Raw genomic sequence first — 25168 nt, 5'->3', positions numbered from 1 at the left:
TAATCTGTTTTCGGAGACTGTTGCATATCGCCCGAACAGGTGAGTTGCAAAAAACTTTGACGGGAATGTGCGAATTATATTTGCATATGATAACAATTCGCAATAACGACACGGACATATGTTGCGATTCATTCGCATTATAGAAGTTAAAGGGGTTCCAGTGCGTTATTCAATACCATCTACCATCGCCATCACGGCCGCCATTTTGACGAGCAAGCCCGTCCTTGCCGAAGACGCGGCATATGACGACGACAGCCGCACCATTATCGTAACCGGTGCCAGCGAGGGTTATGTTGCGTCCAATTCGATCACCGCAACAAAAACGGACACACCGCTGCTCGATATCCCGCAAAGCATTAGCGTTGTTACCCGTGAACAATTGGACGATCAGGCGCATTATTCGTTAGCCGATGTCCTGCATTATGTCCCGGGCGTTACCGTCGGGCAGGGCGAGGGTAATCGGGACCAGATAACCTTGCGCGGCCAAAACACAACCGCCGACTTTTTCCTCGATGGTGTCCGCGACGATGTCCAATATTATCGTGGCCTGTATAATATTGAACGGGTCGAAATCCTGAAAGGCCCTTATGCCTTGATCTTCGGCCGTGGCGGCGGCGGCGGTATCATCAACCGTGTCCAGAAATCCCCACAGACCGAGGCCTTTTATGCAGGGCATGCCAGTATCAACAGCTTTGGCGCTTATGACATATCGGCTGACCTGAATGCGCCTTTGAATGATGCGATCGCGGTGCGACTGAATGCTGTTTATGAAGAGCAAAATAACCATCGGGATTTCGTTGACGGCTGGCGCTATGCTTGGAATCCTTACATCGCATTTAAACTCGGTGAGGATTGGAAGCTTGGGCTTTCTTATGAATATGTCGATGATGACCGGGTCACCGACCGCGGTGTACCTTCGATTGCGACCGCTGCGGGTCAGCCAAACAAACCGATCAGCGGTTTTCGCGACCAATTTTTTGGCGTTCCCGGGGTCAACCGAACCTGGCTGGAGGCGCAGATTGCCAAGCTAAGGCTTGATGGACAGATTGCCGACAATCTGAGCTTCAGTGGAACCGTGTTGTACGGCGATTATGACAAGACTTACGAAAATGTGTTCGCCAATGGTGCAGCGACCGCGCAAAATGGAACGGTGGCGCTGTCCGCCTATAGTGACCCGACCACGCGGAAAAACTTCATCGCGCAAAGCAATCTGGTTTGGGATATCTCGACCGGCCCGTTGGCACACAAATTGCTGTTCGGTATTGAATATGGCGATCAACAGTCGACCAACAGCCGCGTCAATGGCACATTGTCGTCATCAACATTCAATTTGGCCAACCCGGTCTTCCCGACAGTCACTTTCAACGTGCCGAACCGCAACACTGTTTCAGATGTCGAATTTTTCTCGGCCTATGTCCAGGACCAGATCAGCATTGGTGAGAATGTCGATGTCGTGGCCGGGTTGCGCTATGACCGATTTGACATCGAAGGCGTGGACCTTTTCCCGGTGGTGGATCGTCCTTTTGCGCGCAAGGATGACAAAATCAGTCCGCGCGTCGGATTGATCATCAAACCGCGTGAAAATATTTCACTCTACAGCAGCTATAGCCAATCGTTCCTGCCACGTTCGGGCGACCAGTTTCTGACCTTGTCGGTCACCCAGCAGAATTTGGCACCGGAAAAGTTCACAAATTACGAAATCGGCGCGAAATGGGATATCAGGCCAAATTTGAATGTGACCTTGGCGTTGTTTCAACTTGACCGCAGCAATGCGACGACGCCCAATCCCGCTAACCCGCTGGTGACGATAAATGTGGGTGAAACACGGACCAAAGGGGTGGAGTTTTCTGTCGCTGGTCAAATTACATCGCAATGGCAAGTGCATGGTGGATATAGCTATCAGGATGCAGCGTTGGCGGGCAATGATAGCGTCCGACTAGGGCAGGTGCCAAAGCATCAGGCCAGCCTGTGGAACCGCTATGACTTTAACGACCGTTTTGCCGCTGGCGTTGGGATCATCCACCAATCCAGCCAGTTCGCCGCCATCCGGACAAGTGCGACGACGACACGGTTACCGTCCTTTACCCGGGTTGACGCAGCGTTCTATTATGATGTGAGCGACAATGTGCAGTTGCAACTGAACATCGAAAATCTATTCGACACCACATATTTCTCGGACGCGCATAACAATAACAATATTTCGACGGGCGCACCGATCAATGGGCGGTTCACGATACGGGCGAAAATTTAGCCCTTCCTGATCGCAGCGGCATGGGCTTTGGCGTTTTCCACATAATGTGCCACGCCCATCAGCATGCCCATGACCGCTGCATCATCCAGATCCCGGACGAAGCGCGCCGGTGATCCGGCCCAAAGCTGACGGGTCTCGATCCGCTTGCCTTGGGTCAACATCGCACCAGCGGCCAGCATGGCGTCGCCTTCGATGACGGCCCCGTTCATGACTGTTGCTGAAAGGCCCACAAAGGCGCGGTCCTGCAATATGCAGCCGTGCAGCAAGACATTATGCCCGACCAGCACATCGTCGCCGATCAAGGTCGGAAAGCCATCGGGATAACCAGGGGCAGGGCCGTCGCAATGGACCACGCTGCCGTCCTGGATATTGGTTCGTGCGCCAATTACGATGCGGTTCACTTCGGCCCGCACGACGCAATTATACCAGATGCTGGATTCCGGGCCGATGACAACATCACCGATAATGCGGCAACCCGGCGCGATGAAGGCGCTGTCGTCGATCTGGGGTGACTTGCCGTTCAGGGATATGATGCTGACGTCGGGGCGCGAAAGGGTCATAAAATTTTCCAGAGTGAAAGATGCGGCAGGACAGAGGCATAATCGTCGGTCCACGGCGCGACATCGCCCGGCGGATCAAGGTGTAACCACTGGTCTGAATCATAATAACGGCTGTCAATGCGGTCGACCGGGCCGGTAAGTTGCGCCAATTTGGCGGGATCGGGGCTGAGCGCGATCCATTGCGATGCCCTGATTCCCTTGTTTATCATCGCCTGTGTCGGGCTGTCATGGCGCAGGGCCGCATACCAGCCATTGGCCTTTGCTTCGGCTGCGATAACCGGATTGAGGTCAATATAGCGGTTGGAAATGTGAACCAGAAGCAGGCCGTCAGGCTTCAATGTACGGCGATATGTCGCAAACGCTTCTTTGGTAAGCAGATGCAGGGGAATAGAATCGGATGAAAAGGCGTCAAGCGCAAGAATGTCAAAATGGCCCTTTGGAACCTCCGCCAGCGTGAGGCGGGCGTCGCCCAAGGTGATCTTTACATCCGGCGCGCATTTTTCAAGGAAGGAGAATATCTTCCGGTCGCGGGCGATTTCGATCACCAATGGGTCGATTTCGAAAAATGTCCAGTTTTGCCCCGGCTTTTTATAACAGCCCAGCGTTCCCGTACCCAGGCCGACTATTCCGACCGTTGCATTTGGTCCAAAAAGCGCCGGTGCCTTTTTCAGGGCAATGCCAACACCGGATGTTTCAGGATAATAGCTAATCGGGCGCGTGGGATCGTCGAGCAACTGCATGCCGTGCATGGTCGTACCATGGTTAAGCCATCTCACCCGGCCGCTTTCGGTGGAATTCACAGTGTAGGTGCCAAAATAGCTTCGCATCCGGACGCCATCGAGCGTTTGCTGAAAACTGTACCAGCCCCCGTTGATCGTCAGTAGTCCTGCCATCGCCAGCAGGAATGGCAGGCGGAAACCGGCAACCGCCAGCCCGAACAGGATAATCACCGAAGCACATATTATTTTGAAAAAGCTGGGCTCAGCAGGTTCAGTGATGCCGCCAAAAAGCCCCAGGCCAAGGGCGATCATGCCGATGACTGTCATGACAACGGGGATACGCCCGTCATTTTCATCGACGCGCAGCAATGGCACCGCTGGCAGCAATGCGGCGGCGAGCAAGATCAGGATCGGATGCTCCCAAGTCCAGTCAAACAATAAGGGGGCGACGATGGCACAGAAAAACCCGCCGATCACGCCGCCCAGCGACATCATAAGGTAGAAGCTGGTCAATTCGCTCGGTGCGGGTCGGGTGCGGTACATTTCATTGTGGAGCGCAACGGCGACAAAAAACAGCAAGCTCAGGCTTGCCACAAGACCGCTGATGGCTGCCTTGCCCCAGACGACAAAAACAAAAGCCCCCGAAATGATGAGCACGATGGGTGCAAGGCGGCTAATCCAATATGCTGGTTTCTGGTTATCGGCAAAGGCGACGCTGAAACTGAGCAGATAGATGCCCAGCGGAATAACCCAGATCAACGGCATGGCCATCAGGTCGGTCGTGAGATGTGAAGTTGTCGACAGCATCAAGCCAGAGGGGACCGCCGCCAGGACAATCCAGTACAGACGCCGCGTCCACGCGATGGGTATAGGCGCGCTGGTCTGCTCCTGTTGAACTTTGCCTGCGCCATTGCTTCGCCAGACCTGAAGCGCGCAGATACATACGAGTATCAGCAAAGCGATATAGATGCCGCTCCAGATCCATTTCTGGCTGTTCAATGTCGTGAAGGGTTCGACCAACAACGGATAGGCTATCAGACCACCGAAACTGCCGATATTGGACGCGGCGTAAAGCGCATAGGGTTCACCTTCATTGCCCGACAAGGCGTACCATCGCTGCATCAAGGGGGCCTGTGAGGCGACCATGAAAAACAGGGGGCCGATAGACGCTGTCAATAGCCACGGCACCCAGAATATGGGCGACCCATTCGCAGGGGGTTGCAAATTCGCAAGGCCAATGGGCAGCCAAAGCAGGGCGACCAGAAAAAGAGCAATGTGGATAATCGCCTGTCGCCGTGCGGTCGTCTGCGTCAACCGGTGGGCATAAGCATAGCCCGCCAGCAGCAATGCCTGATAGACGAGCATGGCGCTGTTCCATACCGCGGGCGCGCCGCCGAGGCGAGGCAGAGCCATGCGTGCAATCATGGGCTGCACCAGAAATAGCAGGAAACTGCCGGTTAAAATGGTGATAAGGAAAAGCGCGCGGCTGTTACCCGCCGCTTTCATCATGATCCCGACCGGAGCAAGCGCGCCGCATGTGCCGCGTGATAGGACAGGATACCAGAACAGCCCGCCCGCTTGAATGCAATCAGCGTTTCCAAAACCAAGGCGTTACGATCGCCTGCGCCTGCTGTGGCGGCGGCCTCAATCATCGCATATTCGCCCGACACCTGATATGCAAAAACCGGAATGTCGAAACGGTCCTTCACACGGCGGATGATGTCGAGATAGGGCAGGCCTGGTTTGACCATGACGCTGTCGGCGCCCTCGGCGATATCCATTGCCACTTCGCGCAAGGCTTCGTCGCTGTTCGCAGGGTCCATCTGATAGCCCTTTTTGTCGCCTTTCAACAAGCCGCGTGACCCGACGGCGTCACGGAACGGGCCATAAAAGGCACTCGCATATTTGGCGGCATAGGACATGATCTGGACATTGGGATGTCCGTTCATTTCCAGTGCTTTGCGGATTGCACCGATCCGGCCATCCATCATGTCGCTTGGCGCAATGATATCGGCACCGGCGTCCGCCTGATTCACTGCCTGATCGACAAGCACGGCGACAGTTTCATCATTCAGTACATAGCCGGTTTCATCAATCAAACCGTCCTGTCCGTGGGCGGTATAAGGGTCGAGGGCGACATCGGTCAGAACGCCTATCGCATCACCATGCGCGGCCTTGATGGCCCGAATGGCACGGCACATCAGATTGTCGGGGTTGAGCGCTTCGGCGCCGTCATCGCTGCGTCGGTCGGCTTGCGTGTTGGGAAACAGCGCGATGCAGGGGATGCCAAGCGAAATTGCTTCTTCTGCGCAGGCGACGATATGGTCGACTGACCATCGCGACACTCCGGGCAGGGCAGCGATAGGCTCCTCAACCGAGGTCCCCTCCGTAATGAACAATGGCCAGATAAGATCGGCCGGACTGAGCATCGTTTCGGACACCATGTTGCGGCTCCACGATGTTGCGCGACTGCGCCGCATGCGGGTGTTGGGAAAGCTGGAAAAGTCAGTCATGCCATTTGTCTAGCGAAGCATTGCGCTATTCTCAACGGCTTATCCGCGTGGCGGGCGTCCATCGCTATTCTGGGACAAGCGATCGATTTCGCGCTTCGGTTCTTCAATGACGCGTCCGGTCGGTTTTAACGGCGCCAGCGCCGCACCGGCCTTAACCGATTTCAGATTTGCAAGCCGTCCTTTGAAACGGGTAAGGTCGCTGCCTGCCAGTTGCGCGCGCTGCGTGAATTTGACCGACATCGGGTTTACCGCTCGGCCACCGCGATATAATTCATAATGAAGGTGCGGACCGGTGGATAGGCCGGTCGACCCGACATAGCCGATAATCTGGCCCCGCCGGACGCGGGTTCCCGATGACACTGCAAAACGGCTCATATGTCCATAGCCGGAAGCGAGGCCGCCGCCATGATTGATCTGTACAAAATTGCCATAGCCACCCTTGCGACCGACATAAGCGACCGTACCGTCGGTGACCGCATAAATGGGCATGCCGTAACTGGCCTTGAAATCTAGCCCGCTATGCATTCGCGCATAGCCAAGAATGGGATGGCGGCGCATGCCGAAGCCTGAAGTTACTGCACCATTGACCGGGCGGCTCAATGCGCCTTTGGATTCGCCGACACCGGATGCCTCAAACCATTGGCTGTTATCCCCCATTGTCCATTTCAACATCTGGATTGCGGATTTTCCATCGCGATCCACACCTGCATATAACAGACCGCCGACTTTTACTTCGCCGGTTTCAGCGCGTTTGTAATCGACAATAATGTCAAATTCGTCGCCAGAGCGGATCGAAGACAATGATGTCCGGCCCGAAATGACCTTGAGATAGTCTTGAATGGCACTTGCAGGGGCACCGGCGGCACGCGCCGACCGATAGAGGCTTTCGCCAACCGTTCCGCGAACCCGCAAGGGGGTGGTATCGACAAAGATCGGTTTACGGCTAAGCTGGAGCGCATTGCCAACCCTGTTAACCGCTAAATTGAGATCAAATCGCGCCCGAAATGCTACGGATTCGATAGGACGTGCCTGATTTTTGGACGTTCGTTTGCCAAGAATGATATCAATGGGCGTGCCAGGTTCTATGCCCGACAATGACGTGACGGCCGATACCATTGATGTTACATCGGACGCTTCGCTGCCACCAACGCCAGCACGTTGCAGCACACGGCTAAAGCTGTCTCCTCGGCCTAAAGTCGCGGTCAATTCTATCCGGGGGCGTTCAGGGCTTCCGGCCAAGGCGACCACGGCATCTGTCGATGCCATCCGCTTGCCACTATCGCTGCCATAGGCGATGGGCATGATCATCTGCGCGCGCGCTTCTTCAAATTCCGCTTCGGTTGGTATGGGCGGTTGCGCGCCATATACCGGTCCGAAATCCGGCAGCAACGCCAATGCGAATACGCTCAGCGCGGTTAATGTCCCAAGGCCGCGAAACCAGCGGATCGAACCAATATCTTCGCCTAGGTCTGGAACAAGATCCATCTCAGAAATCCAGTCGACCCATGATCGGATGGCCGTCTGGCGCAAAGGCATAACCATGGCGTCCGCCAAAGCGACGCTGCCCCTTGTTCCGGCACTGGCAAAGCCGATTTCTTTGCCTTCAAACATCAACGACCCTTGTCCTTATCCAAACTGGACGGATTTTTATGCCCCGTTTCCTGTGACGCGATATGGTTAAAGTCAATTTAAGACGTGAAAACTTGTACGATACATGCGGCCAAATGTGTAAATTCGCGGATAAGCGCGTGAACATATAAAAATAATGCGTAAATTCATGTTTAAACGCTTCATTAAAAATGATCGAATGCTATGAATCGAGCGGCAAGGGAGAAGGCGATGACTAATGCGCGGGTCGAATTTTTCTATGATCTGTCCAGCCCTTGGACATATTTGGCCTTTACCAATTTGCAGCCGATTTTGGAACGTACCGGCGCAGAAGCTGTGTTGCGGCCGATATTGGTTGGCGGTGTTTTCAATGCTGTTAACCAATCTGTTTATGCGGCGCGCGAAGCGACCGATAACCGTAAATTGAACCATGCATGGAAAGTGATGAAGGACTGGTCGGAATTGGCCGGTGTCGAAATGCATTTTCCTAGCCAATATCATCCGGCAAAAAGCGTTGTGGCAATGCGAATGGCTTGCGCTTTGGCCGATGACATGCCTGCTTTGTCCAAATTCACCAAGGCGGCGTTTGAAAGTTATTTTGGTCGGCAAGAGAATTTGGACGATCCAGAAACGCTGGTCACCGTAGCAAATTCCGCTGGGCTGGACGGCGCAGCCATACAGGCCGCGGCGCAGTCAGACGCGGTGAAAGCATTGCTGCGTTCCAACACCGAAGAGGTAATTGTGCGCGGTGGCTATGGTTCACCGACGATGTTTGTCGATGGGAAAAAAATGTATTTTGGCAATGACCAATTGCCGCTGGTGGAATTTGCTTTGAAGGAAAATCTCGCATGAACGATCGCGTTAGCATCACCGTCGAAAACCATATTGCCGACGTGCGGCTTACACGGGCCGACAAGATGAATGCGCTTGATCCAGCGATGTTTGAAGGGATCATTGCTGCAGGTGCAGAACTTGCGGCGATGCAGGGCGTTCGTGCGGTCGTGCTATCTGGTGAGGGACGCAGTTTTTGTGCCGGCCTCGATATGGCAAGCATGGCAGGCGGCGGTGCCAGCGCGAGCGGCGGTATAAAGAGTTTGACCGATCGCACGCATGGCAATGCAAATACTTTTCAGCAGGTGGCCATGCTTTGGCGCAAACTACCAATGCCTGTCATCGCTGCCGTCCACGGCGTGTGCTTTGGCGGCGGCCTGCAAATTGCCAGTGGCGCTGATATCCGTGTTATCGCCCCCGATGCGCGGATGGCGGTGATGGAGATGAAATGGGGACTGATCCCCGATATGGGTGGCTATGCGTTGTGGCGCGGGTTGGCGCGTGAGGACGTGTTGCGCGAACTGACCTACACCAATCGGGAATTTTCCGGGGCAGATGCGTTGCAACTTGGGTTCGCGACCTATGTGGATGAAAATCCGCATGCGCGTGCGATGGGAATCGCCCGGGAAATTGCCAACCGTAATCCGGACGCCATGCGTGAAGCAAAGGCCCTGTTCAATGAATATGCCGATATGGATGAAGATGGGATATTGATGGCCGAAAGCGTTCGCCAGAACCGCGTCATCCGCACACCCAACCAGATCGAGGCCGTGATGTCGCAGATGCAGAAACGGGCGGCAAATTTCACGGGATGATTAACGGCGAACAGCCAGACGTTCGAATTCCGCGCGTAAATCTGGATTGATTGCGGTCGGACCATTGGCGTCGGTCAAAACAATCGTAGTAATGCACGTCGCCTTGCACGCCCCGCCCTGGAAAGCGGCGGAGGCAATGTCCCAACTGCTGCTGCCAATTCTCAATATGCCGCTGGCCACATCGACATGTTCCGGGAAATGCGCCTCAGCGATATAATCCAACGATACGCTGACGATCAACCAGCGCTGACCTGCGGCCCTGCGTTGCACTTCGATGGCATGGTTGAACATACCGCGGCCATGTTCGAACAGCCCAGCCATCGACACATTGTTGATATGTCCCAGCACATCCATGTCGGCAAATCGTGTTTCGGTTCGGTGGTTGAACGGGTAACTTGATGGATCAAGTTGCCATGTCTGGGGTTTTGGCATTCATATTACTTTCTATTCGTCCATATCCGTCCGCCTCAATCGCAGTCGAGTGGCCCATAAGGCGCGCACGGACTATGGATGTCTCGACTGCGCTCGATACAAACGGCAGCGAAGGGTGAGCGCACTTACAGCCCCCGACCTATCAACTCCTTCATAATCTCGCTTGTGCCACCGAAAATCCGTGTAACACGCGCACCGCGCCACATACGGGCGATGGGGTATTCATTCATATAGCCTGCACCGCCATGCAATTGCAGGCAGGCATCGACAACTTCCCATTGCAATTCGGTATGCCACAGCTTGGCCGCCGCACCTTCTTCGGCGGTCAGTTCCTTTTTATAATGGCGGTTGAGCGCCCAATCGAGATGCGCCCAGCCCACCTGCAGCTTTGACTTGATGTCCGCCAGAACGAACCGGGTGTTCTGGAAATCCAGCAATGGTTTGCCGAACACGATCCGTTCGCGTGCAAAGGCGACGGTTTCGTCAAACGCCTTTTGCGTGCTGGCCATCGCAGAAACCGCGATGGAAAGCCGTTCTTGCGGCAGTTCGCTCATCAGATAGATGAAACCCTTGCCTTCTTCGCCAAGGCAATTGGTCATCGGCACACGGACATCTTCAAAGAAAAGCTCCGATGTATCGGCTTCGTCCATGCCGATTTTGTCGAGATTGCGGCCCCGTTTGAAACCTTCGCGGTCAGCCTCGACCAAAACGATCGACATGCCCTTCCACGCAGGTTGGACTTCGGTGTCGGTTTTGACGCATACAAGAATGAGGTCCGCATTCTGGCCGTTGGTGATATAGGTTTTGCTGCCGTTGATGACATAATGATTGCCATCTTTGCGGGCGGTGGCCTTCATGCCTTGCAGGTCTGATCCTGTGCCCGGCTCGGTCATCGCGATGGCGGTTATCACCTCGCCCGATATCATCTTGGGTAGCCAGTGCTTTTTCTGTTCCTCGCTTCCATAGCTGACCAGATAATTGACGACGATGTCTGATTGCAGGGAGAAACCCGTCGCAGCGCCGCCATAATAAGCCGACTCTTCGTCAACAATGGCATTGTACCCGAAATCGAGTCCCAGGCCACCATATTCGGCTGGTACGGTGGGGCAGAGCATTCCAACCTCACCGGCTTTTGGCCAGATCGATTTGGGAACTATGCCATCTTCCTGCCACTGCTTCGCGTTCGGGGCTACTTCCTTTAAAAGGAACTGACGGACCGATTGGCGAAATGCCTCATGGTCTTCATTATAGGCAGTACGCGGGATGGTATCGAGCGACATGGGACTCTCCAGATTGTATCTTTGATGAAGCTAGAGACAACAAGCTGACGTTAGGGTCAAGTAGAATTTAATCGAGCGATTAAATAGCTTCCCCGGCGTCACGCGCGCGTTCGACGATGCTGGCTTCCGCTTTGGGGACAAGGCGATAGGCAAAGACGAGCAATGTCACCGCAATTGGTGTGACCGCGATCAATGACAGGATGCCGACCCGCAAATTGCCGACCAGTTTGCCGTCAACCATTGTTCCGGTCAGATCTGAAATCTGGCCTACCATATAAGGGCCAAAAGAGAGGCCTACGAGGGTCGTGCCAAGGAAAAACGCAGCAGTCGCGGTGCCGCGCATGCGTGGCAGGACGAGATCCTGGGTGGTAGCCGCCGCCGCACCCAGCGCTGTCGCGCCCAGCATGGCGGCTACAAAATTCATGATATAGAAGAGCGTGGCATTTTCTGTTGTATAGCCGATCCATATGGGAAGAATGGGACCGACAACACCGAGTATGATGACCAAGATTCGCCCCGCCGGGATTTTGGTGCGTAACGCATCTGCAATGGCGCCGCCTAAAATGACACCCAGAAATCCGCTCAAAGCACCATTGGCGCCCAAAATCAGCGCCAATTCCTGCTTTGGCAATTTCAGGATGATTTCCGCATAGGGTGCCGACCAGAATGCAAGCGCATAGGCCGCCAGGGCGACCAGTCCATACCCCAATGTCGTGCAGATAAAGGCAGGTGTTCCCCAAATCAGCCTAAAAGTTGCAGGGTCCTTGGCCCGCAACGCCGATGCCCAGGAAAAGACAGCATAATATCCGAAACCGACCGCTGACCATTGCGGAAAATTCCCGGTGAGCTGGATCATCCAATAGGCAAAAGCGGCAATAGCAGCGCCCGTCATGATGTTAATGACAAAAGCCGATATCCCGCGTTGCCATGCGCCTATGATCGTAAAAGGCGGTACAATCATCGAAAGGTCGCTGGCAAATGCGCGGAATGGTGCGGGTGAACCTTGGGTATCCAAACCGTCCATCGCCCCGCGCTTGGGTTCACGCAGGCTTGCAACCCACAAAGCGACGATGACGCCGGGTATACCGACCGCGAGAAATGCAGCCTGCCACCCTACCAGACCCATAGGCCCGCCGTCGGGATAGGCCTGATTCCAGGCCTTGACGATCAAGGCCCCGATAAACAGCGATACCCCGCCCCCGATATAGAGGCCTGATGAATAAATGGCCAACGCCGTGGCCCGCTGTCTTTTGGGAAAATAGTCGGAAATCAGGGAATAAGCGGTTGGACTTGCCGTTGCTTCACCCACACCGACCCCCATTCTGGCGATGGTGAGTTCGACCTGATTGCGGGCAAACCCCGATAACGCGGTCATAAGCGACCATAAAGCGAGACCGATGGACAGCAGTTTCACCCGGCTCCAATTATCTGCCAGTCGGCCCAGCGGGATGCCGAACAATGCGTAGAAAACGGCAAATGCAGCCCCCCCCAGAAATCCCATGTCAGAATCGGTCAGGCCAAGGTCAGCCTTTATATCGACGGCGAGGATACTGAGAATCTGGCGATCAATGAAGTTGAGGATGTAAACCACCACCAAAACACCCAGCACATACCAGCTATAACCGCTGGCTTCCGGCAGGGGCGTGGCGACCTGACCGGCTTCAGCGTTCGGCTTCGCGCTTTCAACCGTATCACTCACATCTCTCTCCTTGGTGGCTGTTTTCGCCGATTATTATCATGGCTAGCAGAACAAAATTGTCGTGCAACCTGAATTGCCATTCGACTTCGCAATGGCCGGTGATGCCCTTCCATGATAGTTTTTGCAAAAAAACCCGAAATGCCATGTCGTGTTTTGCTTGAAATTGGAGCAATTCCATCCAATATTGCGGACATGCGGCTATGGTGCCGTGTTTTGAGGAGAATTTTGTCATGGCACAGTGGTCCGATCCACGGGTAACCGGGACCCAGTCAAGTCTTGCAGGTGTAGGCACGCACGCCGGTGATGTCGCAATCGACGCCGGGCTTCGCGCGCACATGCTCAAGGTTTACAATTATATGGCGTCGGGCGTGCTGTTGACCGGTATCGTCGCGATGCTGTTTGCCGGCAGTGCCTTTGGCCAAGACGTGATGAGCAATGGTGGCATTCTGCGCTGGGTTATCATCCTGTCGCCGCTGGCGCTCATCCTGGTGATGAACTTCGGTTTGAACAAGCTGTCTACTCCGGCATTGCAAGCCTGTTTCTGGGGTTTTGCAGGCCTGATGGGTCTGTCGATGTCGACGATCTTCCTTGTTTACACAGGGGCGTCGATCGCAACGACGTTCTTTGCAACTGCGGCCGCTTTTGCCGGGCTTAGCCTTGTCGGTTACACTACCAAGAAGGATTTGAGCGGCATTGGCACGTTCCTGATAATGGGCCTTGTCGGCCTGATCGTTGCGTCGCTGGCTAATATATGGTTCCAATCGAGCACGCTGCAGTGGGTTGTTAGCGCGGTTGGCGTTCTGATCTTTGCAGGGCTAACCGTGTACGACACGCAGATGATCAAGAACACCTATCTGCAACTTCGCAATTCGGATTCGGACTTCATCGGCAAGGCCGCCATCATGGGTGCCCTGAACCTGTATCTGGACTTTATTAATATGTTCCAGTTCCTGCTTAGTTTCATGGGTAACCGCGACTAAAAGTCACCTTCGGTTAAGGTTGCAAAAGTACAATATGGCCCGGCGGGAAACCGCTGGGCCTTTTTATTGACGCGCCTCGTCAAACAGGGCTTTTCATTGCCGTGAAAATCCTGTTGGGAAGGCCATCATCGGTTGGAGATATATTCATGCGTCGTGGTTATAAAGATCTGGCAGCCATTGTTTTTGCCGTCGCGGTCGTCTCCTCGTGCGCGCCGGTTCCCAAGCCGGTCGTAATCGCCCCGCCGCCGCCGCCCGTTGTTGCCCCGCCGCCGCCACCGCCGGTGATGCCGCGCCCCCCAAGAGGTGCCGCAACCACGATGAAGATTCCATCTGTCGGCCCGGACGGAGTCCGCATGACCCCAAATCGGGGGCTTAGTCGCGACGAACAAATTTGGCATTTCCGTTCGGCGCTTAATGTCGCAGCACTAAATTGCCAGGGACCGGTTTGGGGCCAGATTGCGACGCATTATAACAAATTCATCCTGACCCATAAGGTGCAATTGTCGAAAAGCAGCAAGGCAGTAGATCGCGAATATATCGCCCGATTCCCTGGCCAAAACGGTTTGCGTGTCCGCGACACCAAATTGACTGATCTCTATAATTACTTCGCCTTGCCGCCAATCCGGTCTGAATATTGCGATGCCGCCCTGCGAAAAGTAACCGAAGCAAATATGGTCCCGCAGGCTGCGCTTCCTGAATATGCCATAGGCGGCTTGAGTGATCTGGACGGTATCTTCATTCGCTTCTTTGACTCATATGCCCAATATGAGCGGGATTTGGCGGACTGGAACATGAAATATGCGCCCGCTGCGGCCATTATGTCTACGCCAGATCCCGTGATGTCGTCGCCAGCGGCTTCCCAGCCATCTGCCGCACAATGATCATTCAGGCCATGCTGATATAGTCGCGCATCGCCGCCGCTTCGGCTTCGATTTTTTCGATACGGTGTTTTACAAGATCACCGATAGAGACAAATCCTGTCAGGCGGCCTTGATCGACGACGGGTAAATGGCGGATCCGGCGGCGTGTCATCAGGGACAGTGCTGAAAGAATCGCTGAATCTGACGTCACCGTAATCGCCGGTGCGGTCATCGTTTCGCCCACGGTTTTTGCCAAAAACGCTGCGCCGTGTTTTGCAACGCCATATACTATATCGCGCTCCGAAAAAATGCCGACAACGGCCGGACCGTCAATGACGGGTAAAGCACCAATCCGGTTTTCCGCCAGACGGGCAACAACTTCGCCGACGCTTTCATGGGGTTCGGCTGAAAATACGTCGCCTGTCCGCCCGCTTAAAATCGCTGAAATTGTCATAACCGATCTCCTCTCGTCTTGCCCATTGTTGACATTATAGCATAAAGCGCGCTTCGCAAGGATATGACTCAACCCTCTCGCCTCGATGACCCCGAATATGCCCGTTTCGCCTGGAAGCGCTATTGGCGCTTGATGCGGTGGATGTTCGCAGTCACCGTGCTGGTTACAGCCATCGCTTTGGGTAGTTTTTGGTGGAACAACGGCATGGTTTCCATCCATTTCTATATTGCAACAGCAGGTGCCATCACGGTGTCGATCATGTTGACGGCAGCTCTTATGGGGCTGGTGTTTTTGTCCAGCGGGTCGGGCCATGATGAATCCATTGAAGACCAGTTTAAGGAAGAAGCAGACCGGTGAACGACAATGTCCGAAATCTACCCAAAAGATCCGACCCGGTTTTAAGGGTCATACCCGGCCCTAGCGACATCAATGCCAACGGGCATATATTTGGCGGTTGGGTGCTGGGCGTCATGGATCAGGCTGGTGGAATTGTTGCAGGTCGTGTGTCGCAGGGCGCCTGTGCAACCGTTGCCATTGAAAAAATGGAATTTATTGCGCCGATTTTGCTGCGCGATATCATCTCGGTCTATGCCTCGCTCGAGCGGCGCGGACGAACGTCAATGGGCATCCGCATCGAAGTGATTGCGACACGGGAACGGGGACAACAGGAAGTGAAAGTGACCGAAGGTTTATTCACCTTTGTGGCTCTGGACGAACAGCACAAGCCTCGGCCGCTGCCTGAGCGCTAGGGTTAGGACCTATTAAAAGCACTTGCGAGGCGTCAAAATGGCGAAGATATCGGACTAAAATGCGTGCCGCCGATAGTCATTCTATCGGCAAACGTATTTTGGTTCGAGATCAAAGCCATTTTGACGTCCGAAGGATTTGACCCATTTTGCCCATGGCCGCGTCAGAAAGCCTTGAGATATATCTATATCCCTGCGGCTTCCTTCCTTGCCATGAGCAAAATGGCCTCAAACCTCGCAAGTGCTTTTAATAGGTCCTGACCCTAATCACGCTCCAGCTTGATAGTATAGGATAGTGTTGCGCTGTCACTGGCGGCGACCGTGGTTTTCCAGGTTGGAACCCCGTCGATTTTGGTTATTGCCGCCGATTTGTTACGCAGTTCGTAGGGGATCTCGACCTCGATATTGACAGGCGTAATGCGGGCATTGGTAATCTTGATTTCCCAACGTTGATTGTATGCCTTTTCCGATTTCGGGGTCACACTCATTCGAACATCCACAGACGTACCGACGGCGATTTCCACATCTTCCCCGACCGCACGGTCCTTCAGCGAAGTTTCGCCAGTGAGCAGGGGGCCATATTTGCTGTTTTCAAATACCATCATCTGGCCCTGCGGCATCGGAAGTCCGAGTCCCTTCTCGGTTGTGTTTTTACCGCGCAGCATCAAGGTCATTGGCTGGCTTTCCATCGCATAATCTTGAACCGAAGCGGCATAATGATGTGTAAAGGCCGCGCCGGGCTTGACCAGCATCGCAACCTGCTTTTGCCCCTTGGCGTTGACCGTGACCGGTTCGGGAATGCGATAGAGCTTTAGATCGCCAAGATTTTCCTGCTCCGCGACCACCACTGCGACGGGAGAAAAGGATGCCATCGCTTCGCCCCGAACCCGTTGCGCGGTAACGACAATATTATCGCTCTCTTCATCCATATAAGCAACAGGTGCAGGTGCAGGTGAAGGCGGAGGAGCTGGAATATAACCGAAATTATAGGGTACTTCATGGGTGCGTTGGTTGGGCCAGCATTTCAGTTCCAGGCCGCCACCTGTCGGCTTGACTTGAGGGTTGCTCTCTTCTCGGTTCGGCTTGCCAGCAATGGCCATGGTATTGGCATTGATAAAATTCTGGTTTCCTCCGTTGGCAAGGGTCAGCCATGCGAACAGGTCGACCTTGCCTTTGCCATCAACCGCGCGATCCTGCACCTGTGCGATATAATTGGCTTCCCAGTCAAATCCTGCGGCCATGTAGGTCAGGGTAACTTTGACGGTTACCGTCCTGTCGCTTTGCGTAATGACCGACAAAGTGGGTTTGGCAGACAGGTTGGATGGTATTTCTGCAAACGTCATCCTTTCGGGCAACCCTGTGCAGTGCAGGGCTTCATAGCCATCGCCGGTTTGAAGTATGACGGCTCCACCGGGCGCTGATGTGATCATTGCCGGAAATTCGCGCGTTTTTCCTGTAGCCCGTTCGGTACGGGTAATCGTCACCTGCCGCTTCAGATACGCATCCACCAGCCCCAATGGCGATAACAGCCGTGCATCGCGGTTCTTTTCTTTCACGCCATTGGGAAGGCCGGTTACGATTGCGCTTTCGGGGAACATCCCTTCGGCGACACCTTCAAAGCGTATGACGCTTTCTCCTGCAGGAATGGTGAGTGTGCGTGTTTCCGTTACAAGGGCGTAACCGGTCGGCCAATTGGGATCAATGGGCTGCCCCCCATATTTCTCGCCGCGGTACACGGTGAGGGAGACGGCCTCGGGCTGTTCTGAAACCATGATTGTTTGTGCCGCGACGGGAGTCGCGGCCAACACAAAGAAAAGGGCAACCAGCCCGCGCACAGGCTTAGTAACGGCTGTCGAAGGTGGCGGTGACGGTCGCCTTGCCATTTGCGGGGACCGGAACACTCCATTCAATCCGATCGGCAGATACGCGTTTGCCTTCCTGACTTTGCTCGCTGAGCTGTACATCGCCCCACAGCCCATTTTGGCCAAGGTCAACGGTAATGGCGTTACCACGTGCGTTGGTGATTTCGTAGCGCATACGGGTTTTCCAGCGATTGCTGCTGATTCGGGTGCGTTCCTCCACCATTGTTTTGACTTTTACGTCAAAGGATTCGCCGGTGCGGATCGACATAGCGCTGCCCATGGGTGTGGCTTCGATGCGGCTTTCGCCGATGAATTGCGGGTCGCCGCGTTTGTCGCGCATATAGACCCGCATCGTGCCCGACGGCAACTGGTCACCCAAGCCGCCACTGCGCGATGTGGAAAATTTCAGGACGGATGATGCGCTGGCTGCTTCATTCGTGGCCAGCCACCCATTGTTGAATTCGTAGGTGTTACGGGCAGGCGCCGACTTTATGTCGAGAAAGCTGACCTGCTTTTGCTGGGCATTGGCAATGGTGGTGCGCTCTCCCAATGGATAGAGATAATAGTCACCGAGCCGTTCGCGTTCGTTGGATTCGGTACCGGCCTCGTCAATCGTGCCGGTCGATGGATTATAGGGGGTCTGGTATATTCGGCGATTGCCCCCTTGATTGGGATTTCCCGCAACAAGCAGCACATCGGCGTTGGCATAGTCAGTACCTGTATTGTTGGTCAGGGTGACCCAGCCCTGGACATCGATAGTCTGCCTAGCGTCGTCGAACAGGGTGACATAGTCCGACGTCCAGCCAAGGCCGGGGGTCAGATAGGTTAGGGTGGTCGGCGTCAAGCCTCCCTTTGATTCAACCGTGACTGACAATGTCGGGCGCGCGCGCAAATTAGGCGGGACGCGGTCGAATATGACGCGGACGGGCAGGCCATCGTCGCGCAATACTTCGATGCTGTCACCGATTTGCAGAACGACGCCGCCATTTGCGGCCAGCACTTTTGCGCGGACACGCGTTTCCACACCTGTGGCAACATTGGTCCGCAGCAACGTCACTGTCTGCCCGACCGCCTTTTCCATCAGCTTTGCAGGCGTTAGCAGGTCATAGTCGAAATTCTGCTCGACAATGCCGATACCGGGTCCTGTCAGGGTTACCGTTTCGGCGCGGATCTGGGCGGATACGTCGGGAAATTCCTGTTTTGACCGGCCTGACGGCAGGTTCATCTGCCTACTGTCCTGCACCAGGCTCTGGCCATTCTGATAGATGGTGACCGCGACGTCGCCTTGCGCGCTCGTCGGTATGTCGCCTTGTGCAAACAAGGGTACGGCGATAACGCATCCCATTCCCAAAAGCAGCACATGGCGCATAACATCTCTCCCCCCACCAAAGACTGTAGGAGAGTTAGCTAAATTTTTCCAGATGACCAGATGCTTAACGCAGATTTGGAAATTATTCCGCTGCGGTAACCGTTGCCTCGTCGTTTGCCGATTTGGGGCGGCGCGCGCGGGGCTTGCGGGCTGGTTTGACAGCTTCAACCTCGACATCGGTGTCATCGGATGATGCCAAGGCGATGGATGGCGGCAATACAGCCAGATCCAGCCCTGCGGGTGCGTCATCGATTTCTTCGCTATGGTGACGACGTGGTGCGCGGTTGCCGTCGCGTTCGGTACGGTTGCCACGCTCCGGCCGGTCATTGCGGCGCGGGCGATTGTCGCGTGATTCGCGGCGCGGCTGCTCCTCAGCTTCATCTAGATTATTCTCGGCTTCGCTCTCGCGCTCTGCATTTTCGCCGGAATCCATCTCTTCATAACTGTTTTCGCGATCCTGATCGCGCCAGTCGTCGCGGGGGCGGCGTTCGCCTTGCTGTTCCTGGCGGGCTTCCTGGCGACCGCGGAAATCAGCAAGGACGCGGAAATAATGGTCGGCGAATTGCAGATGATATTCCGCGTTGACGCGGTCACCGTTGAATTGGGCATCCTGCGCCAGTTTCTTGTATTTTTCCAGCATTTGCGCCGCGTTTCCGCGCGCACGGTTGTCGATCTGGTTCTGATAGTCAAAACCGCTGCGGTTGTTGTTCTGCTGACGGTTATTGTTGTTACGACCGCGACGCCGGTTGTTGTTATTCTGCTGCTGCCGGTTGTTGGTGTTCATCAGGATTTGCCCTGTCCTCTACTTAGCATGAATGTTGCTTGGTGCCCCCTTGAACCCAGTCTCTCGGGTTCCGCCAAGGTCCGTCCCGACCTTGCATTTTTCCATCTGCGCTGGGGTGCGGCTTCGCGCGAAAGGCCCGGGTCGGGGCGTTTTTGCTGCGATGCACTATGCTTCCTAGCCGTTCATATCCGCAATTCCAAGCGAAAAGCGTAAAGCGCGGGGTTTGCCAGCCAGATCGCAGCGCATTTCGGTGGATAAACCTGAATTGCTTGCCAAATTGCTAACGGATTGCGCTTGGCTATGGCCGATTTCAAATATGGCGATGCCGCCAGGTGAGAGCATCGACGCCAGGTGCGGAACAAGAATGCGGTAATCGTCCAGTCCATCGGCGCCTGCAAATAAAGCGGAATGGGGTTCATAGTCCGCAACCATCGCGGCCAGATCGGCATCTGTTTCGACATAGGGCGGATTGGAGATGATGAGATCGTATCTCCCCAGATCGTCGCTCCAGTCCGGATCGGTCCAGCTACGGTGAAGCCATTGCGACCGTGCGGCAAACCCCAGCCGGGCAGCATTGCCCTGCGCCACGGCCAAGGCAGCAGCGCTTGCATCGATGCCGATACCGCAGGCCTCCGGAAATGCCGAAAGACATGCGAGCAGAAGCGCGCCTGAGCCCGTTCCCAAGTCCAATATGCGTGCCGGCCCAGTTCCGTCACCGGCTTTGGCGGCTTGGAAATAGTCAACGGCACTGTCAATCACCGTTTCGCTATCGGCGCGGGGGATCAGGACATCGGGTGTCACAATAAGATTGAGGTCCCAGAACGCCTGCCGTCCCGTAATATAAGCGACCGGTTCATGGCGCAGCCGCCGCTGCGTCAATGCTGCAAGGTCGGGCGGTGTGTCGAGATCGCTCAGCCGGAGCAACATTGCCGACCTTTCCAACCCGAGCGCATGCGCCGCGAGCAATTCGGCGTCGAGCCGCGGGGTGGTGCTGACCTCTGCCAGAAGAATGGCGGTTTCACGCAATATGTCGGCCAGATTACCCATGCTTTCTGCCCATAGCGCGGCTGCGGGGCGGTGCAAGTTGTCTCATGCCTAGCGCAGTTATGGGTGCGCCGGTTTTTCCGGGCGTTTTTTACCCGCGCGATGCAACATTTGCCCAGCAACAGGGTTATGGTTGGCCGAGGGGCAGTCCTTCTGAAGGAACCAGTTATGAACAGCATCAAAATCGCGCTTATCACCACATTATCCGTCCTGTCGTTGACGGCCTGTGCGAAAGAAACCCCTGCCGATCCGGTCGCCGCCGACACCGAAGTGGTGCAGAACGAGACCGCCGGCGACAATATGGCCGCACAAGTACCAGTTGGTGACCAGACCATCGTCGGCTTGGCACAGGGCAATCCACAAGCCTCGACGCTCGTATCGGCATTGACCTCTGCCGACCTGGTCGAAACGCTGAACGGAGCCGGTCCGTTTACGGTTTTCGCCCCGACCAACGATGCCTTTGCCAAGGTCGACAAAGCCACGCTGGACGGTTTGATGAAGCCGGAAAGCAAGGCCAAGTTGGGCGAGATACTGAAATATCATGTTGTTTCCGGAAACCTGAAGTCAGGAGACATCGCCCAGCTGATTACCGACGCAAAAGGCACGGCCAGCATTAAGACACTGAATGGTGGAAGCCTGAAGGCGAGCATGGTTGGCGACAAAATCGTCCTGACCGACGCCAAAGGGAACAAGTCCACAGTCACCAGTGCGGACATGACCGGGTCGAACGGGACTGTCCATGCCATCGACACGCTTGTCATGCCCTGAATTTTCAAGGCTCCTCTTTCGGGGGGAGATCGAGAACAAGGTCCCCCTGCTTTCTAGCAAGTAGAGGGGCCGAAAGACCCTGTCCCGATGGGCCACCCTTTCGGGCGGGGTTTTTATAGTTCCACCGGTGCCAGCTTCACCGGCCCCATTTCATTCAAGCATTCGCGCACCTTCAGCAAATCTTCCGCGCTGGTCGGTGGATTGGTCACGAGATCCTGCACGCTTTTGCCGTCCAGCACCTTGTCGGCGGCACAGTCGCAGACCTGGTTGAGGTCGACCGTGACCCCCTCGGGTATCTGCCCTTCGGCGGTGGCGGTGCAGGTCGCAACCAATTGTTCGCGCACCGTGGTCTTGACGCTCTCGTCGAGCACGCCGCCCTCACCGCAGGCACCAAGGGAAAGGGCAAGGCAGGGGAGCGCCAATAGGGATAGTGTTCGCATAAATTCTCAACTTTCCTTCACAGGCTCCAAACCCGGAATATCAGTTGGGAAGCGGGCCACTGACTTACAAGCCTAAAGCCGCGCGCAGGATGTGGAATATCGTGTTCTGCTCGATCGTCCCCTTGAAGAGATGCGCCTTCGGCCCCGCCGCCCGCGCCACGACATCCTCGCCGCCATGCGTTTCGGACGACAGCCCGACCAGCGATTGCTGGCGATAGTTCAGCGCTTCGGTATCCTCTTTCGATGGGTCCGCCCGCTCCGCCGCCGACACCGCGCCGGGGCCATTGGCATAGCCAAGCGTTGTATAGGCCTTGCCATCCTTGGCGAGCGTCGGCGTGCCAATCGGCGCCGCCACCACACCCAGGATCGGATTGCCCCGCTCGGGATAGCCCGACATGGTGAAGGTGTGGCTATGGTCCGACGTCACGACAATCAGCGTATCGGAAAGATCGACACTCTCCATCGCCGCCTTCAATGCGGCGTTCAGCGCCACCGTATCCTGCAATGCGCGGCGGGCATTGCCGGCATGGTGGGCATGGTCGATGCGCCCGGCCTCGACCATCAGGACATAGCCCTTGCGGTTCTTGGACAGCATGGCAATCGCCTTGCGCGTCATATCGGCCAGCGAAGGCTCCTTGCCGCCCGCCGCGGTCCGGTCCGCCTCATATTGCATATGCGACGGTTCAAACAGGCCGAGCAGCTTGGACGATTTCTGCACATCGACCGCGTTGAAGCTGTCGCTGTTCCACACATAGGCGCCCTTGGGATTGGCGGCTTGCCACACGGCGGCAAGGTCCTTGCCATCGGCGCGCAGCCCCTTGAAGGCCGGATATTCGGGGTCGACCGTAGCGGCGGGCAAGAAATGCGCCCGTCCACCGCCCAGCATGACGTCGAGGCCATTGCCATGCGGCCATTCGACCATCTGCCGCGCAATATCGGTGCAGCCCGCCGCCTTGGCCGCCTCGGGCATCAGGCTGTCGACCTCCCAATTCCGCTGCGCCACATGGGCATAGGTGGAGGCAGGGGTGGCGTGGGTGATGGTCGCGGTGGTGACGACGCCGGTGGCATAGCCCTTGTCTTCCGCCATTTCGAACAGCGATGGCACCTTGAACGGCGCGGTGGCCGTGCAGTCATTTTCAACCGCCTCCGGCCCGACGCCGATCACGCCATTTTTGGTTTTGACCCCGGCGACCAGCGCGGTGGCGGTCGGCGCGCTGTCGGCGACCTGTGCATCGTGGGAATAGGTTTTGACCAAAGCGGTGTGGGGCAGGCGGTCCATCTGCCCGACAAAGGATTCCCCGTCGACGCCCTGCTGCTGCCCTTCGAATATGCGTCCGGCGGTCAGCGTGCTGACGCCCATGCCGTCGCCGATGAACAGGATGATATTGCGCGCCTTGCGGTTGTTGGGCTTGTCCGCCTGCAAGCGTTTCAGCTCGTCCTGCCCGGCCTTCAGATAGCCTTCGCTGGTGGCAACCGGCGGCTTGGCCGGTGCAGAGGCAGGCGCCGAGGCCGTCTGGCCCAGAACCGGAGCCGCCGCCGCGATCAGGCCAAGGCCGAGCAACAGGGAAGATGGGTGACGCATGAAACTCTCCTTCAAAAGACCCGCGCGGCGTCGCAGAAGTAGATGACGCCCGCATGACAGACCATCGCTTAGACGGGTCCCATGACCTTGGCGAGGGGCGCAGAGATAAAGATACAAAAGACACGCAAAACGGGTGCGTAACTGTATCCTTTGTTGCTTTAAGTTAAGAGCGGGGGAGGCGGGGGAGCGAAGCGTCGGAGCAGATGCGCGCGCAGTCATGCGGGGAGGGTGGCAGGGGATTGCCTACATTTCAATGGGGGGTGAGCGTTTCAACGGTGGCTAAATTTGGTTTTCGCGACTTCGAGAAAGCGCCGAAATCGCTAGCGCCACGCTATACACCGGCAATTCCTTTTGCCATACGGTACTGGAATATCGATGCATAGCTCTAGGGATCAACATGCTTGAATGTACTTCTGTCGATTTTGACCATCGAATTGGCTGCTTTGCCGTAAATTGCAGGGCTGACTACAGATGGTATCTTGAGAACACGCAAGGATCAGAAGATCTTCTTTCCATTCAGCGTAAGATTATTACGGGACGAAAAACATATCAGACTCTTCGTGCCGACCTAACACGCGGCTGTCTTTTGCCGCCAATCGTGTTGGCCGTATCTGGGATAGAGGTTCCAGAAGAAATGAAATCTCATCCCGAGAATGCAATTTTCTCTCTTTCAGATGAGAAAAAAGACGAACTTGCTGCTGCGATTGTAGCTCGGTCGAATGCTGGAATTAGAATTGTCGATGGCTTGCAACGAACTAATGCATTGCGCGACGTTTGCGGAACACTTTCGGGAAAGGATCTCGATGATTTTTTATCCCGGCCCGTTCGACTAGAATTTTGGATTAACATATCATTTTACGCACTAGCATATCGAATGCTTTTGCTGAATGCGGGGCAAAAGCCTATGTCGATGAAGCACCAGCTCGAAATCGTCGCAGAAAATATGCAAACAGAATTGCAAACGATTAATGGCCTGGAAGTCATAACCAGCATGGACAGCCGTCGAAGAAGTGTTCCTGGGCAATTCCAATTGTCGGCGCTTGCCGGAGCGTTTCAAGCCTGGCTCCAACGGCAACCTCACATTGATCTGAGAAATGCGGTAACCGAGCAGTTGTTAGCAGATGAGGCCATCGAGGCTTTGGGCCGAGGTATGTCTTTAGATGGTAACAAGCAAGGCGAAGAATTTACCGAGTTTGTAAAGTGGCTAGTCGTTTTAGATAGCAAGCTTGGTACGGCAAATCTCGTATTTTTGGGTAATGAAACGGTATTGTTGGGCATGGCTGCAGCCGTTTCATCGGGTTTTTACTCGGAGTCTTTGAAAGATCGTACCCAAGCCGCGATGGTAAAATTGATCGCAGATATAGATGCTAAGGGCTTGGATGAAGGTTTAGGACCAAATCTCTTTTCCGATATGCGTAACGGGTTTGATGTCAAAAAAATCAATGTTGGGAAAGCAACTAGAGATTTCGTGAACTACGCGTTCTCAGAATATTTTAGAAACGAAGGTGAAAAAACAATGCCTGAGTGTTGGATTCAGGCCTCAGCCCAAGTATCGAGCTAGGCACTTTAAT

Annotated in this window: 23 protein-coding genes; 9 read left to right on the top strand and 14 right to left on the bottom strand. The window is 55.2% G+C overall.

What is annotated here, in order from left to right:
• The first annotated feature begins 160 nt into the window (after positions 1-160).
• Positions 161-2251 carry a TonB-dependent receptor gene (locus EUU23_RS08085; RefSeq protein WP_343032697.1) on the top strand — a complete coding sequence of 697 codons (2091 nt, stop codon included), beginning with the start codon at positions 161-163 and terminating at the stop codon, positions 2249-2251.
• On the opposite strand, the gene EUU23_RS08080 is transcribed toward EUU23_RS08085, so the two are convergent.
• The 4 genes from EUU23_RS08080 to EUU23_RS08065 are packed head-to-tail and all read right to left on the bottom strand — an operon-like array spanning position 2248 to position 7654.
• The gene (locus EUU23_RS08080; protein WP_160353658.1) at positions 2248-2811 is read right to left on the bottom strand and encodes a gamma carbonic anhydrase family protein; all 564 of its coding nucleotides are present in this window, start codon (positions 2809-2811) and stop codon (positions 2248-2250) included. The genes EUU23_RS08085 and EUU23_RS08080 overlap by 4 nt on opposite strands.
• Positions 2808-5039: a spermidine synthase gene (locus EUU23_RS08075; protein ID WP_160353657.1), complete on the bottom strand. Its 2232-nt coding sequence runs from the start codon at positions 5037-5039 to the stop codon at positions 2808-2810. Before EUU23_RS08075 ends, EUU23_RS08080 begins: the two co-directional genes overlap by 4 nt.
• A complete protein-coding gene (gene hemB, locus EUU23_RS08070; protein ID WP_160353656.1) occupies positions 5036-6043 on the bottom strand; it encodes a porphobilinogen synthase in 1008 nt (335 codons plus the stop codon). Before hemB ends, EUU23_RS08075 begins: the two co-directional genes overlap by 4 nt.
• 39 nt (positions 6044-6082) lie before the next feature.
• Complete coding sequence (locus tag EUU23_RS08065; protein WP_160353655.1) at positions 6083-7654, bottom strand: M23 family metallopeptidase; 1572 nt, start codon at positions 7652-7654, stop codon at positions 6083-6085.
• Between the two features lie 228 nt (positions 7655-7882).
• Here EUU23_RS08065 and EUU23_RS08060 point away from each other — a divergent pair, with 228 nt between their 5' ends.
• Positions 7883-8503: a 2-hydroxychromene-2-carboxylate isomerase gene (locus EUU23_RS08060; protein WP_160353654.1), complete on the top strand. Its 621-nt coding sequence runs from the start codon at positions 7883-7885 to the stop codon at positions 8501-8503.
• On the top strand, positions 8500-9297 hold the full coding sequence (locus EUU23_RS08055) for a crotonase/enoyl-CoA hydratase family protein (RefSeq protein WP_160353653.1): 798 nt from the start codon (positions 8500-8502) through the stop codon (positions 9295-9297). Before EUU23_RS08060 ends, EUU23_RS08055 begins: the two co-directional genes overlap by 4 nt.
• On the opposite strand, the gene EUU23_RS08050 is transcribed toward EUU23_RS08055, so the two are convergent.
• The 3 genes from EUU23_RS08050 to EUU23_RS08040 all read right to left on the bottom strand — a co-directional run bounded on the left by EUU23_RS08050 (position 9298) and on the right by EUU23_RS08040 (position 12708).
• On the bottom strand, positions 9298-9729 hold the full coding sequence (locus EUU23_RS08050) for an acyl-CoA thioesterase (protein WP_160353652.1): 432 nt from the start codon (positions 9727-9729) through the stop codon (positions 9298-9300). It lies immediately after the preceding gene.
• Positions 9730-9854: 125 nt separating this feature from the next.
• Complete coding sequence (locus tag EUU23_RS08045; RefSeq protein WP_160353651.1) at positions 9855-11009, bottom strand: acyl-CoA dehydrogenase family protein; 1155 nt, start codon at positions 11007-11009, stop codon at positions 9855-9857.
• Between the two features lie 79 nt (positions 11010-11088).
• Complete coding sequence (locus EUU23_RS08040; protein WP_425505106.1) at positions 11089-12708, bottom strand: spinster family MFS transporter; 1620 nt, start codon at positions 12706-12708, stop codon at positions 11089-11091.
• Positions 12709-12938: 230 nt separating this feature from the next.
• Between EUU23_RS08040 and EUU23_RS08035 the strand changes: the two genes are divergently transcribed.
• The gene (locus EUU23_RS08035; RefSeq protein WP_160353650.1) at positions 12939-13688 is read left to right on the top strand and encodes a Bax inhibitor-1/YccA family protein; all 750 of its coding nucleotides are present in this window, start codon (positions 12939-12941) and stop codon (positions 13686-13688) included.
• A gap of 146 nt (positions 13689-13834) precedes the next feature.
• Positions 13835-14569, top strand: a complete 735-nt coding sequence (locus EUU23_RS08030; RefSeq protein ID WP_160353649.1) for a hypothetical protein — start codon at positions 13835-13837, stop codon at positions 14567-14569.
• Positions 14570-14573: 4 nt separating this feature from the next.
• On the opposite strand, the gene EUU23_RS08025 is transcribed toward EUU23_RS08030, so the two are convergent.
• On the bottom strand, positions 14574-15002 hold the full coding sequence (locus EUU23_RS08025; RefSeq protein WP_160353648.1) for a CBS domain-containing protein: 429 nt from the start codon (positions 15000-15002) through the stop codon (positions 14574-14576).
• 63 nt (positions 15003-15065) lie between these two features.
• Between EUU23_RS08025 and EUU23_RS08020 the strand changes: the two genes are divergently transcribed.
• Together EUU23_RS08020 and EUU23_RS08015 are read left to right on the top strand one after the other, a co-directional pair.
• Positions 15066-15359: a hypothetical protein gene (locus EUU23_RS08020; RefSeq protein ID WP_160353647.1), complete on the top strand. Its 294-nt coding sequence runs from the start codon at positions 15066-15068 to the stop codon at positions 15357-15359.
• Positions 15356-15751, top strand: a complete 396-nt coding sequence (locus tag EUU23_RS08015) for a hotdog domain-containing protein (protein WP_160353646.1) — start codon at positions 15356-15358, stop codon at positions 15749-15751. The genes EUU23_RS08020 and EUU23_RS08015 overlap by 4 nt, the downstream gene beginning before the upstream one ends.
• 260 nt (positions 15752-16011) lie before the next feature.
• Here the strand turns inward: EUU23_RS08015 and EUU23_RS08010 are convergent, their stop codons facing one another.
• The 4 genes from EUU23_RS08010 to prmC all read right to left on the bottom strand — a co-directional run bounded on the left by EUU23_RS08010 (position 16012) and on the right by prmC (position 20810).
• Positions 16012-17631: a DUF4139 domain-containing protein gene (locus tag EUU23_RS08010; protein WP_246156373.1), complete on the bottom strand. Its 1620-nt coding sequence runs from the start codon at positions 17629-17631 to the stop codon at positions 16012-16014.
• A complete protein-coding gene (locus EUU23_RS08005) occupies positions 17588-18979 on the bottom strand; it encodes a DUF4139 domain-containing protein (RefSeq protein ID WP_160353645.1) in 1392 nt (463 codons plus the stop codon). The genes EUU23_RS08010 and EUU23_RS08005 overlap by 44 nt, the downstream gene beginning before the upstream one ends.
• Before the next feature lie 82 nt (positions 18980-19061).
• Positions 19062-19763: a DUF4167 domain-containing protein gene (locus tag EUU23_RS08000; RefSeq protein ID WP_160353644.1), complete on the bottom strand. Its 702-nt coding sequence runs from the start codon at positions 19761-19763 to the stop codon at positions 19062-19064.
• Between the two features lie 174 nt (positions 19764-19937).
• The gene (prmC, locus tag EUU23_RS07995; protein WP_160353643.1) at positions 19938-20810 is read right to left on the bottom strand and encodes a peptide chain release factor N(5)-glutamine methyltransferase; all 873 of its coding nucleotides are present in this window, start codon (positions 20808-20810) and stop codon (positions 19938-19940) included.
• 165 nt (positions 20811-20975) lie between these two features.
• On the opposite strand from prmC, the gene EUU23_RS07990 reads away from it, so the two are divergent.
• Positions 20976-21575: a fasciclin domain-containing protein gene (locus EUU23_RS07990; RefSeq protein ID WP_160353642.1), complete on the top strand. Its 600-nt coding sequence runs from the start codon at positions 20976-20978 to the stop codon at positions 21573-21575.
• A gap of 113 nt (positions 21576-21688) precedes the next feature.
• Here EUU23_RS07990 and EUU23_RS07985 read toward each other — a convergent pair whose 3' ends face one another.
• Entirely contained in the window at positions 21689-22015 is a 327-nt protein-coding gene (locus EUU23_RS07985; protein ID WP_160353641.1) for a hypothetical protein, read from the bottom strand.
• 64 nt (positions 22016-22079) lie between these two features.
• The gene (locus EUU23_RS07980) at positions 22080-23597 is read right to left on the bottom strand and encodes an alkaline phosphatase family protein (RefSeq protein WP_160353640.1); all 1518 of its coding nucleotides are present in this window, start codon (positions 23595-23597) and stop codon (positions 22080-22082) included.
• Between the two features lie 397 nt (positions 23598-23994).
• On the opposite strand from EUU23_RS07980, the gene EUU23_RS07975 reads away from it, so the two are divergent.
• Positions 23995-25158, top strand: coding sequence for a hypothetical protein (locus EUU23_RS07975; protein WP_160353639.1), 1164 nt, complete (start codon positions 23995-23997; stop codon positions 25156-25158).
• Positions 25159-25168 lie beyond the last annotated feature (10 nt).

Source organism: Sphingorhabdus profundilacus (genome assembly GCF_009769755.1).
GTDB lineage: Bacteria > Pseudomonadota > Alphaproteobacteria > Sphingomonadales > Sphingomonadaceae > Sphingorhabdus_B > Sphingorhabdus_B profundilacus.
Note: the sequence above shows the minus strand (reverse complement) of the source record. Positions and strands in the feature narration are given on the sequence as shown.